Origin of the sequence: Spartinivicinus marinus (assembly GCF_026309355.1) — a bacterium.
Lineage (GTDB): Bacteria > Pseudomonadota > Gammaproteobacteria > Pseudomonadales > Zooshikellaceae > Spartinivicinus > Spartinivicinus marinus.
In genome coordinates, this window is sequence record NZ_JAPJZK010000001.1 from 560,646 (window position 1) to 575,963 (window position 15,318).

Annotated in this window: 20 protein-coding genes; 1 reads left to right on the forward strand and 19 read right to left on the reverse strand. The window is 42.5% G+C overall.

Annotation, left to right across the window (positions count from 1 at the left end; all coding sequences use genetic code 11):
• Positions 1-37 precede the first annotated feature (37 nt).
• From OQE68_RS02620 to OQE68_RS02705, 18 genes are all read right to left on the reverse strand, one after another.
• Positions 38-295, reverse strand: coding sequence for a phage tail assembly protein (locus tag OQE68_RS02620; protein ID WP_180572084.1), 258 nt, complete (start codon positions 293-295; stop codon positions 38-40).
• Positions 296-329: 34 nt separating this feature from the next.
• Positions 330-833, reverse strand: coding sequence for a phage major tail tube protein (locus OQE68_RS02625; protein WP_180572083.1), 504 nt, complete (start codon positions 831-833; stop codon positions 330-332).
• Positions 820-2,019 carry a phage tail sheath C-terminal domain-containing protein gene (locus OQE68_RS02630; protein WP_266195460.1) on the reverse strand — a complete coding sequence of 400 codons (1,200 nt, stop codon included), beginning with the start codon at positions 2,017-2,019 and terminating at the stop codon, positions 820-822. Before OQE68_RS02630 ends, OQE68_RS02625 begins: the two co-directional genes overlap by 14 nt.
• A gap of 22 nt (positions 2,020-2,041) precedes the next feature.
• Positions 2,042-3,085, reverse strand: a complete 1,044-nt coding sequence (locus OQE68_RS02635; protein WP_180571857.1) for a phage tail protein — start codon at positions 3,083-3,085, stop codon at positions 2,042-2,044.
• Between the two features lies 1 nt (position 3,086).
• The gene (locus OQE68_RS02640; RefSeq protein WP_180571856.1) at positions 3,087-3,782 is read right to left on the reverse strand and encodes a phage tail protein I; all 696 of its coding nucleotides are present in this window, start codon (positions 3,780-3,782) and stop codon (positions 3,087-3,089) included.
• Positions 3,779-4,675, reverse strand: coding sequence for a baseplate assembly protein (locus tag OQE68_RS02645; protein ID WP_266195461.1), 897 nt, complete (start codon positions 4,673-4,675; stop codon positions 3,779-3,781). Before OQE68_RS02645 ends, OQE68_RS02640 begins: the two co-directional genes overlap by 4 nt.
• The gene (locus OQE68_RS02650; RefSeq protein WP_266195462.1) at positions 4,672-5,007 is read right to left on the reverse strand and encodes a GPW/gp25 family protein; all 336 of its coding nucleotides are present in this window, start codon (positions 5,005-5,007) and stop codon (positions 4,672-4,674) included. Before OQE68_RS02650 ends, OQE68_RS02645 begins: the two co-directional genes overlap by 4 nt.
• Before the next feature lie 11 nt (positions 5,008-5,018).
• A complete protein-coding gene (locus OQE68_RS02655) occupies positions 5,019-5,591 on the reverse strand; it encodes a phage baseplate assembly protein V (protein WP_266195463.1) in 573 nt (190 codons plus the stop codon).
• Positions 5,563-6,426, reverse strand: a complete 864-nt coding sequence (locus tag OQE68_RS02660) for a hypothetical protein (RefSeq protein WP_266195464.1) — start codon at positions 6,424-6,426, stop codon at positions 5,563-5,565. Before OQE68_RS02660 ends, OQE68_RS02655 begins: the two co-directional genes overlap by 29 nt.
• Positions 6,419-6,829 carry an HK97-gp10 family putative phage morphogenesis protein gene (locus tag OQE68_RS02665; RefSeq protein ID WP_180571508.1) on the reverse strand — a complete coding sequence of 137 codons (411 nt, stop codon included), beginning with the start codon at positions 6,827-6,829 and terminating at the stop codon, positions 6,419-6,421. The genes OQE68_RS02660 and OQE68_RS02665 overlap by 8 nt, the downstream gene beginning before the upstream one ends.
• Positions 6,819-7,139, reverse strand: a complete 321-nt coding sequence (locus tag OQE68_RS02670; protein ID WP_180571509.1) for a phage head closure protein — start codon at positions 7,137-7,139, stop codon at positions 6,819-6,821. Before OQE68_RS02670 ends, OQE68_RS02665 begins: the two co-directional genes overlap by 11 nt.
• Positions 7,136-7,444, reverse strand: coding sequence for a head-tail connector protein (locus OQE68_RS02675; protein ID WP_266195465.1), 309 nt, complete (start codon positions 7,442-7,444; stop codon positions 7,136-7,138). The genes OQE68_RS02670 and OQE68_RS02675 overlap by 4 nt, the downstream gene beginning before the upstream one ends.
• Before the next feature lie 32 nt (positions 7,445-7,476).
• On the reverse strand, positions 7,477-8,688 hold the full coding sequence (locus OQE68_RS02680; RefSeq protein ID WP_266195466.1) for a phage major capsid protein: 1,212 nt from the start codon (positions 8,686-8,688) through the stop codon (positions 7,477-7,479).
• 4 nt (positions 8,689-8,692) lie between these two features.
• Positions 8,693-9,343: an HK97 family phage prohead protease gene (locus OQE68_RS02685; RefSeq protein WP_180571513.1), complete on the reverse strand. Its 651-nt coding sequence runs from the start codon at positions 9,341-9,343 to the stop codon at positions 8,693-8,695.
• Complete coding sequence (locus tag OQE68_RS02690; RefSeq protein ID WP_266195467.1) at positions 9,330-10,538, reverse strand: phage portal protein; 1,209 nt, start codon at positions 10,536-10,538, stop codon at positions 9,330-9,332. The genes OQE68_RS02685 and OQE68_RS02690 overlap by 14 nt, the downstream gene beginning before the upstream one ends.
• Positions 10,535-12,232, reverse strand: coding sequence for a terminase large subunit (locus OQE68_RS02695; protein ID WP_180571515.1), 1,698 nt, complete (start codon positions 12,230-12,232; stop codon positions 10,535-10,537). The genes OQE68_RS02690 and OQE68_RS02695 overlap by 4 nt, the downstream gene beginning before the upstream one ends.
• On the reverse strand, positions 12,229-12,681 hold the full coding sequence (locus tag OQE68_RS02700; RefSeq protein ID WP_266195468.1) for a phage terminase small subunit P27 family: 453 nt from the start codon (positions 12,679-12,681) through the stop codon (positions 12,229-12,231). Before OQE68_RS02700 ends, OQE68_RS02695 begins: the two co-directional genes overlap by 4 nt.
• A gap of 161 nt (positions 12,682-12,842) precedes the next feature.
• Entirely contained in the window at positions 12,843-13,208 is a 366-nt protein-coding gene (locus tag OQE68_RS02705) for an HNH endonuclease (RefSeq protein WP_266195469.1), read from the reverse strand.
• 313 nt (positions 13,209-13,521) lie between these two features.
• Here OQE68_RS02705 and OQE68_RS02710 point away from each other — a divergent pair, with 313 nt between their 5' ends.
• Positions 13,522-14,523, forward strand: coding sequence for a polysaccharide deacetylase family protein (locus OQE68_RS02710; protein ID WP_180571765.1), 1,002 nt, complete (start codon positions 13,522-13,524; stop codon positions 14,521-14,523).
• Positions 14,524-14,554: 31 nt separating this feature from the next.
• On the opposite strand, the gene OQE68_RS02715 is transcribed toward OQE68_RS02710, so the two are convergent.
• On the reverse strand, positions 14,555-15,304 hold the full coding sequence (locus tag OQE68_RS02715) for a phage antirepressor KilAC domain-containing protein (protein ID WP_180571766.1): 750 nt from the start codon (positions 15,302-15,304) through the stop codon (positions 14,555-14,557).
• Between the last annotated feature and the right edge of the window lie 14 nt (positions 15,305-15,318).

Genomic DNA, 15,318 nt, shown 5'->3' on the forward strand with positions numbered 1-15,318 from the left:
CCTCGCAGGTAGTAGGATAAGGCCAGGCAGATTTGTTTTACTGATTGCCAGTCGAGTCTAAAAAACCTGTCACCACTTCATTCAAGTGTTGAAAGTCTTCTCCATCTAATTCTTCTACAGTAGCAATATCCAAGCTGGTTAAATCAGCCACCATATGAATACTTTGGGTAATTTCCCCACCACCCCGTTTTTCCATATTTTTTAAATCTTTGGCTTTAGGGCGACGTAAAGTGACTTCGTTAATGACTTCACCATTACGTTCTATAGGATAGTTTAAGGTAATTAATTCGCTCATGATGTACCTATTGTGTTGTATGTTGGTTTAGAGTTTATAAGCCTAAAAATTCACGGACGCTTTGCATGTGATCAGTGCCTTCTATTTTGCGCACATGGTTAACCACATCGATCTCGTAAATGAGTTTGTTATTGATGGTGAGTTTGTAGTAATCCAGTTTGACCGTGGTCGTTAAGCTGGATAGCTCGGCTTGTTTCCATTCACCAAAATCAATTTCACTGACTAGACCACGGCAAACCGCATCAATTCCTTGATCACCCTGACCAGGGTTGCGCAATACACCTTTGATATTGAACGGCACTTGCTTACCTTGCTGGAAGCCAAATTCCTTCAGTACATTGATATTACAGTCATCAATGGTAAAGCTCAGCTCCATGGCTTCCATCCCCATATCCAGGTGGGTAACGCCATCCATGCCACCACCACGGTATTCTTCAGTTTTAACCGTGAGTTTGGGTAGTGTAATAGACTGCACTCGTCCTGCCTGGCTTACCCCATCAATAAATAGGGTGGCATAAGTGACATTATTGGCGTGCACTGAGTACCTCCTTAAAATAATCGTCGGTTAACGTCGCATTAAAAGTGATGTGTTCAGCTGGGGTGGGTGGAGTAAAATCAAAGTTAAAATACACCTTGCCATCTGCTAAGGCGTCCGGGGTATTTAAATCAGGATCAGCCCAGCAAGTGCCGCCTAAAATAGCCCCGATATTTTTTAACCGACGTAGATAATTGTTGACACCTTCTGTTACGTCAGCCACGTAGTTTTTGCTGATATTTCTATCAACCGCCCACATATGAGCACGTTGCAATGAGTCATAAATAATTTCGGCTGTACGTACCACATTAATAAAGGCCCATTTAGGATCACCGCTACAGGTCCGGTTGCCCCAAAGGCGGTAGCCATTTTCTTGAATAATGGTAGTGACTTCATTGCTATTTAAGTAATTGGCTCGGCAGTTTTTATCACCGAGTTTAAAATCAATCGGTCTAGCGGTACCTAGCACGCCGTTAATTAATTTATTCGAGGGAGAATGCCAAAACCCATTGTCGTTATCAATTTTAGCCATGAGTCCCGCGACTCGGGCTGATGGCGGTTCAATGACAATGCCGCCTTTACCTTCGTTAGCATTGCTATTCCAGACTTTAACCCAAGGATCGACCAGGTAGGCATAACGTTTACCAAACTTTTTACGGTAGTTAACTGCTTCTTCACCTGTCGTGTTAGGACTATCAATGATAGCCACTCCACCTAAGCGCTCAGCGGCTGTGATCAAGGCATCAGCAGCGGCTTTGATATGTGAAAATTCTGGCGCAATTAAAATACGTGGTTCGACATGTACGGTACTTTTAGCATCAAGCAGTGCATAAATACCGGTATTAGGTTCACCTTTCTTACCAATAATGGCACCCAGTGCAGTGTTTTCATTATCAGTTGTTTCGGGAGCCGCAGGTGGTTTATCGTTAACCCGAATAACGACAACCATTGCCCCAATCTGATCAAAAATACCTTGCAAGGCGGCAGGTAAAGTACCTGTATTACCTAGTTGCTCAGCCTTTTTTAAACTACCTGCCAATAAAACGGGTGTGTCATAGGGGAAAACATCTTCTTTAGCGTCGGGTGCCGTCCCCACTAAACCAATCACACTGCTTTTTACGGTACGTATTGGGCGTGGGCCGCTGTCAATTTCAACGACCTCGACGCCATGGAGAAATTCATCTGTCATGAGTATTCCTTTTTAGGATGGGTTAACGGGTATATTCAATTTTCTCTTTTAGTGATAATACGCATTTAATATCACCTCGATTAAGGGTTGTTCCTGTTCCTACACGCACAAAGTCTACTGTGACCGTGGTGAAGTAAGTATTAGGGATAAAGAGAGAAAAAATGACATTACCTTGGCTATCGGTATATATTGCTTTAGCACTTTTTCCTTCGGATGTGGTTTTTATAAGCTCTCGATTAGGCGCATAACAATAGCCTGCGAAATGATCATTAAGAATTCGGCTTGAGTTGTAGCTAAAGCCCAGTACATGAAATAAAAACATTGCATCATGCTGGTAAATATTAAACGGTGTAACAAAGTGGAAATACACATTATCTTGTGTTTTTAAATCAAATACCTCAAAGTCACCACCAGACGCTGGCGATTCATTATTAGAGGATTCAAAACTGGTTCTATATACAATTCCTTGGAATACACAATGGCGTCTTGACCCCATTTCATCAGGCACACCTGTGTAGTTTTTTTCGTTGTCATACAGTGAGTGTTTAACATATTGTGGGTGAGGATTATCAGCTTCTAAATGGGTTTTCCATTTATCATCAACATATTGCCGCGAAGCTAAGACAATGGCTGGATCAATTTTTAGTTCAACATTCGCTGTATTGCTTAGCTCAAATATCACCCGGACATATAAGCTACTACCACTGCCTTGGGCCAGTGTTGGTTTATAAGTTTTAGGGTATTTTCCTATGACAATTAAATTATCGTCTTCATCATACAAGCCAAACTCGGTAATATAAAAATTACCGTCTTCCTCAACAATAACTGTTTCAGCCACTAGCCAGTTATCGTTGTCTGGGTGTTGAAAAATATGGTTAATTGGGCCTTGCCATTTATCGCGGACTAAAGAAGTATCTGTTTCTTTTGGGTTGGTTTCTTTACCGCCATCTTCGCCTCCATCACCCACTTTTAAAGTGGTTAACTTAACTGTTTTACCTAGCGCTTGGGCATTAATAATTCTTGCTTGCCCCTGCTTTGTGAGCAAACTAAAAAACTCTTGATTCAATTTAAGCTCCTTTCGGACGAATAGTTAAGATGTTGATTGATTGGAAGCCGCTCGCAGCAAATCGACAAAGTTGGCTTTCTAAATGAGTTGTAATTTTTGGAAGTACAGTATGTTTTGCTACAGTTTGATAGCCAGATGTTAGACAACTACAAAATTGACTATCAATTTGTTTAGTTAAATGAGGAATAACTGTTGTTTGTTGGCCTTGCTGGCAGCTGGTAGCTAGACGCGGTACTTTGGCTTTATTGGTTAAATAAATGGTTAAATCAAAATGACTGCGTACATTTTTCGTCTGTTTAATTAGCCGATTAATGTTTTCATATTCTTTTTCAGTGAGGCCACGGGTTTCTAAGTTAACATCGGCTTTAAACGTATAAGGCTGGCCGTTATATTCAAACCATTCGGTTACCGTGATATCCACACCGGTTGCAGCCAAAGCTTTTTTTACTGCGCCAAGCGTGCCTTTATGGCGATGTACTTCTATTGATGCTTTTATAACATTACGCTTGGTTTGTTCTTCCCAGGCTTCGTCCCATTCATCTACCGATAAGGCCCAGGCTAACCAAGGTAAGCAATTGTCAGAACAGGTATCAGGGTTCCAGACACTATTCGGGTAAGCAGGGATATCACTAAACCGTTGGGTATTGTCGGATAATGCTTGCTCTAATGGGCTAGCATTACTGGGTAATAAGCTCATGCGAGATTGGTTGTAATAGACTTAGCTTTAGGTGCTTGAAAGACTTTGGCTTGAATATCTGCTGTGGGTGAAATTAATTCTACACGGGTAACGCCCCCCATATGGAGCGCATCATAAATACCCGACAAGGGGACGGTTTTACCTAATTTATAACACTGCTCGACATATTCGTTTAATGCTGTGGTAGCCGTATCGATAATGGCTTTAGAAGATGGCCCTTGTTGTACATGTAGTTTGGCATGTATGGAATAATCGATAATTTCAGCGGCTTGCACGGTAATATGATCTGTCAGCGGTCTAACATCTTCATCATTTAACGCGGTTAACAACGCTTGTTTGATTTCGTCATCAGGCGCCATATCGGCTTCATTAGCTAAAGGTCGCCGTAAAAAAGTAATCATCACCTCGCCAGGCTCATCGGAATACACTGAGACATCGGTAATTTGATCATGGGCATTATGCGCATGAGCTAAATAGGCACCGACTGGACCAGCGGTTGAATAACCTTCAGGCCCTAATTGAATACGACGCCTAAAGTCTTCGTCAGTCTCCATAATCGGTGGTTCTGGTGGTATTTGGCTATCATCACCTGAATCAATCACTTTACGCTTAACGCCGTAATTAGCGCCTAAATGATCTAAATCATTACCCACTGCATATGCTAGCATGACGGCTTTAGCCCGTTCATTAAACTGCTGTCGAATCAGCATTTCACGATAAGCACAGACCTCTAAAATCTTCATCGCAGGATCAGATTCGACCAGCGCCGTAAAACTGCTATCGCGCTTTTTTAGGTCATCCAGCATTGATGCTAGGACCATTTCATAATCTATTTGCTCGATAACATCTGGTGCAGGTAACTGTGATAAATCAATGGCGGTAAATTCGCTCATATAATGATGCCATCCAACGTAATGGGTTTGCCTTCGGGTAAATAAATCCCTTCTAACGCAATCAATAACTCGCCTGGCTCGCCGCGATAAGCCTTAACCTTGTTGACTTTTATGCGTGGTTCCCAACGGATTAAGGCTTCAGCAGTCGCCGCGTAGATTTCCACTAACCATTGACCATTCATGGGTCTATCAACAAGATCAGGCAAACGGCTACCATAATCACGCCGCATCAGTCGGGTACCAATGCGGGTGGTTAATATGTCAGTGATGGATTGGCGGAGGTGATCAAGGTTAGAAAGGGGTTTACCGGTTAGTCGGTGAGTGCCTTGCATAATAATATTGATTATTGTTTATTCCCTGTGGGTACCGCTGTACCGTGTCCCGGCACATCATGGCCATGACCGTTATAAATATCCCGATCCCTCTGCATGCTTCGCGTGTGGTCGGTTATATCGCCAGTGGCTTCAATATTTCCATCCACAAACACATCACCCACAATATGCACGCCTTGAGGGCTCACTAGTTTGGTATTACCCTCGCCAGTTAGCTCAATAGTAAGTTCATCATTGCCCCGGTGATAACTAAACCGAGCATGATTTTTAAACTGCCACACCGATTCATCAGGATCATGGCTAGGAGCTGGATGCTTGTTTTGATAGACAGCCGGTAATACAAAGCCATTGGCTAGCTCACCACTGGGTGATAACACAATGACTTGTTCGCCCACTTCCGGTGCCCACCAGCTTTGGTCATGACCGGCTCTTGTTGTAAGCCAAGGTAACCAACCAGAGGTTAATTGATCGATTTGCACTCTTACTCGTGTGCGCTGGTGATCAACTTGATGGATAGTGCCTGGTCGAATTAAATTAACCAGTAGCCGGTAAAGCTCATTTACTCGAAACAACTCGGTAGTCATCTTCGTGAGGGATTCCTATCTCTGGGGCATCACTGCATAAAACAGTGGTTGGCGGGGTTCCGCTGTCTTGCCAGATTGACGCTTCAGTTCTTATAACTTGCTGCCAATTGATTTGCCAGCGTTCATAAGGCACGCCACCTAATGTCATGACTTGCTGATCAGCACTAATATCCGTGGGATAGTCCAATGCCTCGCCCAAATCCCATTGATTGGCATTGATCTTAAGCGATACCTGAGCTGCCAAGTCTTCAGCGTAACCCACTTGATGGTAACAATTGACTGCCATAAAACACTTAACGGCCCCTGGTCCATTCCAATCATCAGCAGGTTTAATCTGTTGGAGTTTAACGACAATGGCAGGTAATACCGGCTGAATCAGCTGGTAATCGCTGAGGCTTGTTTCTGAAATACCTGACAACTGTTGCCTTACGCTGTGTAAAAACTGCTTTATTGGGCTTTTAGTCGGTGTGCTTTGGCGATCAGCCGTTAACGCTAAATCGCCCCAGCACTCAAACTCCATAATCACTGAGTGCAGCATTTTTTCTGGTTCAAAGCCATCAGCACTGGAGTTTAGTTGCAGTCCTAATCCTGCAAATTCAGTAATACACTGCTTTTGTAGCAAATGAGCCTGGCCGTAGTTTTTACTCCAGATTACCACCTGAAATACGCTGTTTTGCCCAGTAATATCAGTGGTATTAATACGACCACTGCCTTGGGCTGCATTCACCCGATGGTAAGTAATGGCAGGATATTTGGCTTGTTCCGGTAATATTGTGGGATAAGCCCGATCATCGACTAATGCAGATAATGTTTGTTGGATTTTAATTTCAATCATTTAGCAATTCATCAAGCCTTTTTTCAATCAGCTCGATAACCTCCTGCTTAGCATTGGAAAAATTGGATTGATCAACAGCGGGTTGAATAAAGGGCTTTTTAGCTTTTTGCCGTTCATTGCCATATTCCATGGCTAATGCTTTTTGTACGACGGATGGCTGGTGTTTTTTTTGTGAAATGCCGGAGTAAACCACTGCAAATTGGTCTTTAGCAAAGGATTTATGATTAATCGCTTTTTTAAGCTCACCGGTATCAACTGGCGCGTTTTGCTTCATCTGCTTTTTAACCGGCTTAATGATTTCTAATAAGCCTTGCCGTACCGCCCGATTAATCAGTTTTTCTTCTACATCTCGAAGTTGTTCAGTTAACTCTTCAACATCCCGTAAATTAATATCAAGTTTCATGCTCTTCACACATGAGTAGCAGTTCGCGGTTGGCTTCTCTTGGGTTAAGTGGCGCATGAATTTCAAAAGTACGGTCTTTATACTTCACCCGAAACTGCGATTTAATCCCAGGCCGATAACGAATCGTTATTTTGTAATTAATCGCATTATTAATTTGCTGGGCTGCAAAAAACTCTTTACCTGATATGGGGTCAATGGCCGCTCGGGTTTGACATACCGTTACCCAGGTTTTAGTCGGTTGGCCGAATTCATCTTTAATTAACTCAGGTTTTTCAATGGTAATACGATGTTTTAAGCGGCCGGCTCTCATAGGGATTTAAAACGGTATTTATTCCAAATAGTTTGGGTAGATAACGGTAATTCACTGACAACCCCGCCAATCACTACAGACTCCCGGTTGTTATACCAGTGGCCAATGAGCATTAATAAACCAATTTCAATTTCACGAGTGATAACTACAGCGGTATCAGTAGGGTTTTCTTGCACGAGCGGGCGTTGTGTGGTGCTTTCAAAATGGGCAACAGCCGCTTCTATTAATACCTGCAAATAAGCGTCATCTTCCGTAAACTCCTCATCAACATTGAGGTGTTTTTTTACTAGGTTGAGTTCAATCATAAATAACTAAAGGCGGGTTTCCCCGCCCATAATTAGCCCCCTTTGATTTGTAATACCTTAACAGCATTACTATCCAGCAACATATTACCCACGCGCTTGGTGGTATAAAACGACACAAAGGGCTTATTGGTGTAAGGGTCGCGCAATACCCGTGTACCAATCCGATCTAAGATCAAATAAGCCCGCTTAAAGTTACCAAAGGATATCGGCGCTTTTTTCGCGGCAATATCATCGACTTGTTCATTTTCCGTCATCGAATAACCTAGCAACCGCGAAGGCTCACCGGCTTGTAAGCCAGGGCTCCATAAATAATTACCGTCATTATCCTTCATCAGCCGTACTTGCCCAACACTGGTGCTGTTCATCATCCAGCGGGCACCTGTGCGGTATTTACGTTTTAAAGCGTACAATAGCTTTAACAGGTCATCGGCTTCGAGCTTAGCGGTGGCGGTATCCAAATACTGTAATTTGCCGAACTCCCTCACATCATCGCTTTGTGTAGTACGAGGATAAGCAAACAAGCCCACAGGCTTTAGGTTTCCATCACCATTAGTAAAAGCAGCTTCTTCCTGTTCGCTAAATTCCTCACCAATATCATTAAGCAAAAACTGTTGTACATTAAAAAACGCATCATCCAGCATGGTTTGAGTAGCCTCTGGATTGGCGTAAATCTCGCCCCAGTGCGTGGTAATTGGCTTCAGCTGTGAAGTATCAGTGTTCGGCCTTGGCGATGTTTCACCCACCCAGCCCGATGTAGCTCGCCCGTCTTTCCGTAGTTTTTTAAGGTCCGGTGTGGATAAGGTTTGACTGGAGCAAACCGAACGCATGACCACTTGATCACGGCCAAAGTCGATAATTTGCCGGTCTAATTGTTCTGGTACCGCATAACCGCCATCCTCATCATTGCTGGTTTGCATGGTTTTGGTTTTTAAATCATCGATCTGGTCGGTTTTGCCTTTTCTGACAAATTGATCAAAGGCTTTTTCATATTCGGCGTTTTGTTGTTTACCACCAAACGTGCTGCCAGGGCGATTTGCCTTGGTTTCCAGCTCTTCAAACTGGCCTTTTAGCTTTTCCAGCTCCGAGAGTTTGTCATTGATCGCCTTCAATTTACCTTCAACCAATCCATCCAGCGCGTCACCTTTTTCCAAGGTAGTTAAGCGATCATCATTGGTTTTTTTAAACTCATTAAAGGCACCACCTAATTCCTCAATTGTCTTATTAATATCTTCAGCGTAAGCCATTGATTTATCCTTTTAAGGTTTGAATAAGGGATTGCAATTGATTCACGGTACTTGATAACTCAGCGTCTCGCTGATTCAAGGCGTGATAACCATCAGCCATTAAGCCTTTGGCTTGGGCTCGCGATAAACCGGCCTCGCGCAGGAATCGCTCAAACGTTTTTGGACCACCGTCAATGGCCGATTTAACGCCATCAACCGTGGCCGATTCATTGGCAGGAAATGTCACCAAGGACACTTCCCATAATTTCACTTGCTTTAGACGATAGGTGTCGGTGTCTTCATCCCATTCACCACCACCCTTGGGAAGAGTAAAGCCAATTGATAACCCAGTGACGGAACCGGCTTTTAAATGGGCATAAGCCCGCTTTGCTAAGGGGTCATCGTCAATTAATAATTTCCCCTCAACATACAGGCCGTGGTTATCTTCCACCATTTTGGTATAGACGCCGATAGGCTCGTCATAACGATGCTGCCACAATAAAGCCGGTAATTTATTTTTCTGTTGCCACTGATTCAGTGATTGTAAAAAAGCCCCTTTTTCAACCACGTCACCATAACTGTCTTCTACTTCAAACACTGAGCCATAGCCTGCAAATACCCCTGACTCGTCTACCGATTTAATTTCAAACGGTTTCGCAATCTTAGTTAGTTTCATTTTTCTCTGGCTCTTTACCATTAATCAGCATATTCATAGGGGTTAAATAAATATCGCCACCGTCCCTTGGGTCTAAATCTTCCAGCGCCCGAATTTCATTGGGAGATAGTGAGCCGGTTTGCTGCAGCTTGGTGTAAAACTCAGCTCGGGATTTCATGTCCCCACGCAACAGGCTATTTACATTAAACTTGGCAAAGTGGCTGGCACGCTTGGCTTCAGGAATTAAACTCACCTGAATGCGCTGCTCAATCCGGGTTAAATACGGCACCAGTGCATTAACCACAAATTCTTGTGCTTGATGCTCAATATTGGAAAACGTGGCTTTTTCTAAATCACCCACCATGTGGGGTGGCACTCGAAATAATCCACAGATTTCCGAACGTTGGTATTTGCGGGTTTCTAAAAACTGGGCATCATCTGACGTCATGCCCACGCTCACCCATTTTAAGCCAGCCTCTAAAATCGCAACTTTATGGGCATTATCTAACCCTTGATATTGATCGTCCCAGCTTTGTTTGACCCGCTTAACCACATCATCATTTAAGGTTTGGTCCGTACTTAAAATGCCCCCTGGACGAGCCCCATTACTGAACAATTTAGCGCCGTGTTTTTCAGTGGCTAACCCCAAGCCAATGGCATTGCGGGCATAACTAATGGGTGACACGCCTTTGATGCCATCAACGGAAAAACCCTTTACATGGAAGACTTGGTCAGCAGTAAGAATGTCACGGCTACCATTGGCAAAGGTGACATCATAAACCAGGGTGTAATCATCCAATAATTTGGGTTCTACATTATCCGGGTTTAAGGGTAATAATTCCCGTAGCTCACCTTTGACTGTATTTTTATAGGCGTAAAAATTACCGCGCAAACATAAATGAGTAATGCACAATTCCCATAACTCTTGGGACGTCATATAACTGTTTGGCGACAGTTTAAGTAGGTGATAAAGACGATTCCCAGTGGCTTTTACCCGTTTTTCACCTTGCTGCACAAAGTAATTCAGCGGTAACTGGCCAACTGATTCAGCCAATACCCGAATACAGGAAAACACGGTACAGCAACGCATGGCGCTCTCAGGCGTAACGGTGATATTAGTATCGGTTTCATAGCCAACTCCCAGTGCTTGCAATAGTCCATGGGAATCAAACGGGGCTGCCTGACTCTTGGTAAACAATTTTTTAAAAAAACTCATAGAAAACGAATGCCGTGGTTTTCGTAGGCTTTATTTAATGAGGGGCTGTCGTCGTCGAGCATGGAACGGCCAATTCCCATAATTAATGCAACAGCACCATCAATTTTGTTATGGGGCTTTTCTTTGCGCGGAAAGATGTTCTCATTAGCGTCTTCTTTTACCGTTACGTTTGACATCATCCAAGTTAATATCGGATTACCATCATGGTGAAAGCGTTGGGCTTTTATGGCTGCCTCTAACTCTTTCATCGCGGGTGAAAAGTTGGACGTGGTTTGGGGAAATTTAACCGGACTTAAATTGTACTGATCCAGTTCTTGTGCCAGTTGTACCGCTCCCCAAGGGTCATGGGGAATTTCTCTTACTTGATGTTGCTCGGAAAGCTCTAATATCTCTTGCCTGACTTGGCTGTAATCAATTTCAGCCCCATCAGTTTTCGTTAAATACCCTTCATTTAACCACTGCTGATACGCGGAGTGGTTTTTATTATTCTCGTCATAGATTGTGTCTTCCGGTAAATAGTGACGAGAAAAGGCATAATAATGCTGTTTATCCGCGACTTGACGGGTAAATACCTGCACAAAAGAACAAATATCAATGTGTGATGAAAGGTCAATCGCAAATACAGCCTCATCGCCTTTAAAATCGTCAATGGATAACCCTTTGTCACAACAGCGATGCCAATCGACTAAATTAATCCAGGCTTCTCGGGCATTGACCCAAACATTCAGGTGCTTCGTTTTAAATGGATTTTGGCGGCTAGCATTGGCGACGGCACTGGCTTGCTGGGATAATAAAAAATCCTCCAATACCGACACATTGTAATTCGGATTCGCTTTAATTAATGCTTCCGGTTGGGTCCAGTCGTCGTCTTCATCAATGGTATAAATGAGTCCCCACAGTTCATCATTCGGCACGGAACCGTTAAGGATATTAATCACCTCTTGTCGTTTGTCATAACAAGGCCCAGCAATGTTAAAGCCTGCCGTGGTAATCACAAATAATAACGGTTGTTCTCTGGCTCCCATGCCTGAACGCATGGTGTCATATAAGTCACTGGTTTGATGCTCGTGATACTCATCAATTAACGCGCAGCTAGGAGAAGAACCATCACCTGGGTTACCAATCAACGGCTCAAAGCGAGCATGATCTAACACAATATGCATGTTTTTGGCATTGACTTGAATGCCTGCATGTTTCTGTAACTTTGGCCTTTTCTCCACCATGATCTTGGCCGGTCGAAACACCTCCCAAGCTTGTTTTTCAGTGGTTGCCCCCGAGTAAACTTCTGCACCAAATTCATCGTCCATCGCAAAGCAATATAAACCAACACCTGCTGCTAAAATGGACTTGCCATTTTTACGGGGGACTTCGTAATACACCTCACGATAACGGCGGGTGTGGTCTTTTTTTCTGCACCAACCAAATGGCACACCAAACGCAAAACACTGCCAGGGCTCTAACTGAATATTTTGCTTTTTAGAAGCCCACTTGCCTTTGGTATGCGGCAGTAGCTGAACAAATTTACAAATTCGCTCGGCTTTTTCTTCGTCAAAATAATAAGGGTAATCAGGATCATCGACTTTGGTTAAATCAGTTAAATGGCGCTGACACGCTTGAATAACGTATTGGCAAGCCGGTATGTCACCAGAGACCACCGCTTTCGCATAATGTTCAGCGCGCTCGTAATTCGTCATAGATTAAATTCGTTGGTTTCTTCCGCTGGCTGGCCAACCGCTAACCGAGCACGACTGGCAGGATCAAGGCCCAACTTGGCACCGTAGCTATCCACTTGCTTAATGGATTCGTTCGCCACCGTACACGCTGGGTTTTTCTTTAAGTTACCCTTGTTATCCATGACCATAATGCCGTGTTGCTCGATCGCGTCTTCAGCGGCCCGCCAGCGCGCGTAAGCCGTACAAAAGATTTCCAGGTTATGGAAGTCAACCTCAGTCAGTACACCACTCTTGATTAACTTGGGGGCTAAGTAGCTCCATAGTTCGGTTGCAGTGGCATCCAACCAGTTGGGTGGGTCAACATTGGTAAGTGCACCGTAACTCGGCTCATCTTGATTTAAAGCCCGTTTACCGGGATTCCCTGCGAGTAACTTCTGCTGGGTGGGCTTTGGTTTTCGACCTCTAGCCATCGCATGTTGTAATTTTTAATTTCGCGGGAATAAAAAAATTCTTGAAGCGCTCGATACCTAGCTACAAGCCCCAGAGATTAACCCCGCCCCCCTATGGCATTATTATTAATACCTTGCCATTAATTGTGGGCGGCATTGCTTAGAAAGGCTCTCAGGCAGTCTTAGCGACGGTAATTTTTTTCTTGATCGGTTTTTTTCTGGTGGCAAGCACGACAGATGGCTTGTAGATTTTCAAGTGCATCATCACCGCCTTGGCTCTTAGGTTTAATATGGTCAACAATATTCGCAGGTGTGTATTTATTCATTAATAAACACATTTGGCATAGATAAGTATCACGCTCTAATACCAGCTTACGTAGTCTTTCCCATGGTTTGCCATAGCCACGCTGGTGGCGGTTGCCTTTATTCTTTTGCCACTGAGTCCAGCCTGACGCCTGTTGTTTATGTTGCTCACAATAACCGTGTTTTTCACGAGTTAAGCCACTACAATCTAGTGATCGACAGGGGCGTGGTGTGCGTTTAGGCATGATGTTCGTTGTGATGATTATTTGTATTAATAGTAATGTATGAATAATTAAAGATGAAATTAAATAGAATCATTATTAATATCATTTTCACAAATACACCTCATAAAAATAATTATTTTTACAGACAAAGCAATAAGCACTATCTGTAGTACTAACGTCAGTATTATTTATTTTAAACCAATAAAATTTATCGACAAAAATCAACAAAAAGCCAATTTTTATTGGTATATATCAATAAGTTTTTCAAACTGTTTGCTACCAAAATTTTATTCTATTACACTTCCTTGCCTATTAAAGACCTAGGAGTGTGTATATGAAAAAAAATAGCAATATTTCTTCTATTAAATCTATTTTAGTTCCTTTACTAATAACATTAGCATTTATAAACAACGCCTTAGCTGAAGGAAAGGTCGTTGGAATTATAAGTGTTGACTGGGAAGGATATTGGATAAAAGAAAAAGATATCCAAAAAATGAGGCAGTTTAGAGAAGATTTCCCAGAAGTAGGAATGCTTCATTTTTTAAATGCCGCATATTATACGAAACATGATGCAAATTATCCTGAAATAACCCAAACAATTCAGTCAGTACTCCTTCCAAATGACGAACACGGCTTACATATTCATGGTTGGCGATCTCTTGTAGAAGCAAGTGGCGTAACATTCAATACTTCACCTCGCATGGGTAAAAAAGATCCCATTTCTTTAGATAAATGCCAGCCACCCAAGGATTGTGGACATGATATTGATATAAGTTCATATAGTAAAAGTGAACTAAGAAATATAATACGTTTTAGCAAACGAACTCTAATGGACGAAGGCTTTGATCAACCTGTTAGTTTTCGTGCAGGCGGCTGGATGACTAGATCTAATGCCATACAGGCTTTATCTGAAGAAGGTATTCAATATGATTCATCAGCAATGCCTCCAGAATTATTAAAAGGTAGCCCATGGGAAAAGCTTCCCCTTTATACATGGCTAGATCGGCTATGGAGTAATATTGATACAGATACTCAACCTTACGTAATCAGTAGATCAGGACAAGCTCGAGTATTAGAAATTCCTGATAATGGTATTCTTGCAGACTATATCACTGCCGAAGGAATGCTTGAGATATTTAAGAAAAATGTTACAAAATGGCAGAAAAATACTGATAAGAACATTTATGTGTCTATTGGTTTTCATCAAGAATCAGCTGATAAATATTTAGATCGTATTCGTGAAGCTAAAGGTTTAATTGAAGCATATGCTCAAGAAAATGATATACCATTTGAATGGGCAACGTTTCCTATTAGCCAATACTTTCCAGCCCCATAACAATTTATGCCTTTTTGATGCTTAGTATAAACTAAGCTTCCATTTCTGCTTGACTAACTAAGTTCCACATTTGTTGCAACTTAGTTAGTCCTTTACCAGTTACTAATGTGGTAACTTTTTGTTTTAACCCTTCGTCAGGGTGTTCAAATTGACTAAGCTTAACGTTTAATAAGCCTTGTTCTATCTTGTGTTGATAGGGTTGGTTATATCGTGTAACCCAACCAATCTGACGTAAATATTCAAACAAACGATTACGGCCAGTACCAATGATTTTGGCTGCTTCACCCACTGTAATAGCATCATGAGCTTTAGCTACTTGATCGTGAAACTCAACTTTAGGTAATACTTCTCTGATTTCCTCTTTAACAACAGCTAACTGCTTAGCTTTAGTTTCAATAACAGATTGTGCCACCTGCAGTGCCTTAGCCATAATTACTTCAGGTGAATCATTTTCTTGTCCGGCAATATAGCCGCCAGTTTTGCGAATGCTGGGTAGTACCTCACTGGTAACCCATTTTTTAAAAGCTCTTGCTTCAGGCCTTCGGCTTTTAAGGATGGCTGAGTAAAGACCAGATTCATTAATAATACTGAATTCACGGGGGCCAGCATTCGTCCCCACAATGTGGGGGGCAATCTCATCATCATCTAAATTACGTGTCATTTTATATGCTTCAGTATATCCAAGTACTTCAGCTATATCTTTGGCAACAAACCAAGGCTCACCATTTTTATCAATTACTCGGATTTCAGAATTTTTAAACTCGAAAGGAATAATGTTCATAACTTACCTATCTT

Excerpts from the sequence above, each read along its gene's own strand:
- OQE68_RS02620 (WP_180572084.1), bottom strand. The coding sequence starts at position 295 with ATGAGCGAATTAATTACCTTAAACTATCCTATAGAACGTAATGGTGAA.
- OQE68_RS02630 (WP_266195460.1), bottom strand. The coding sequence starts at position 2,019 with ATGACAGATGAATTTCTCCATGGCGTCGAGGTCGTTGAAATTGACAGC.
- OQE68_RS02640 (WP_180571856.1), bottom strand. The coding sequence starts at position 3,782 with ATGAGCTTATTACCCAGTAATGCTAGCCCATTAGAGCAAGCATTATCC.
- OQE68_RS02645 (WP_266195461.1), bottom strand. The coding sequence starts at position 4,675 with ATGAGCGAATTTACCGCCATTGATTTATCACAGTTACCTGCACCAGAT.
- OQE68_RS02650 (WP_266195462.1), bottom strand. The coding sequence starts at position 5,007 with ATGCAAGGCACTCACCGACTAACCGGTAAACCCCTTTCTAACCTTGAT.
- OQE68_RS02655 (WP_266195463.1), bottom strand. The coding sequence starts at position 5,591 with ATGACTACCGAGTTGTTTCGAGTAAATGAGCTTTACCGGCTACTGGTT.
- OQE68_RS02660 (WP_266195464.1), bottom strand. The coding sequence starts at position 6,426 with ATGATTGAAATTAAAATCCAACAAACATTATCTGCATTAGTCGATGAT.
- OQE68_RS02665 (WP_180571508.1), bottom strand. The coding sequence starts at position 6,829 with ATGAAACTTGATATTAATTTACGGGATGTTGAAGAGTTAACTGAACAA.
- OQE68_RS02670 (WP_180571509.1), bottom strand. The coding sequence starts at position 7,139 with ATGAGAGCCGGCCGCTTAAAACATCGTATTACCATTGAAAAACCTGAG.
- OQE68_RS02675 (WP_266195465.1), bottom strand. The coding sequence starts at position 7,444 with ATGATTGAACTCAACCTAGTAAAAAAACACCTCAATGTTGATGAGGAG.
- OQE68_RS02680 (WP_266195466.1), bottom strand. The coding sequence starts at position 8,688 with ATGGCTTACGCTGAAGATATTAATAAGACAATTGAGGAATTAGGTGGT.
- OQE68_RS02685 (WP_180571513.1), bottom strand. The coding sequence starts at position 9,343 with ATGAAACTAACTAAGATTGCGAAACCGTTTGAAATTAAATCGGTAGAC.
- OQE68_RS02690 (WP_266195467.1), bottom strand. The coding sequence starts at position 10,538 with ATGAGTTTTTTTAAAAAATTGTTTACCAAGAGTCAGGCAGCCCCGTTT.
- OQE68_RS02695 (WP_180571515.1), bottom strand. The coding sequence starts at position 12,232 with ATGACGAATTACGAGCGCGCTGAACATTATGCGAAAGCGGTGGTCTCT.
- OQE68_RS02700 (WP_266195468.1), bottom strand. The coding sequence starts at position 12,681 with ATGGCTAGAGGTCGAAAACCAAAGCCCACCCAGCAGAAGTTACTCGCA.
- OQE68_RS02705 (WP_266195469.1), bottom strand. The coding sequence starts at position 13,208 with ATGCCTAAACGCACACCACGCCCCTGTCGATCACTAGATTGTAGTGGC.
- OQE68_RS02710 (WP_180571765.1), top strand. The coding sequence starts at position 13,522 with ATGAAAAAAAATAGCAATATTTCTTCTATTAAATCTATTTTAGTTCCT.
- OQE68_RS02715 (WP_180571766.1), bottom strand. The coding sequence starts at position 15,304 with ATGAACATTATTCCTTTCGAGTTTAAAAATTCTGAAATCCGAGTAATT.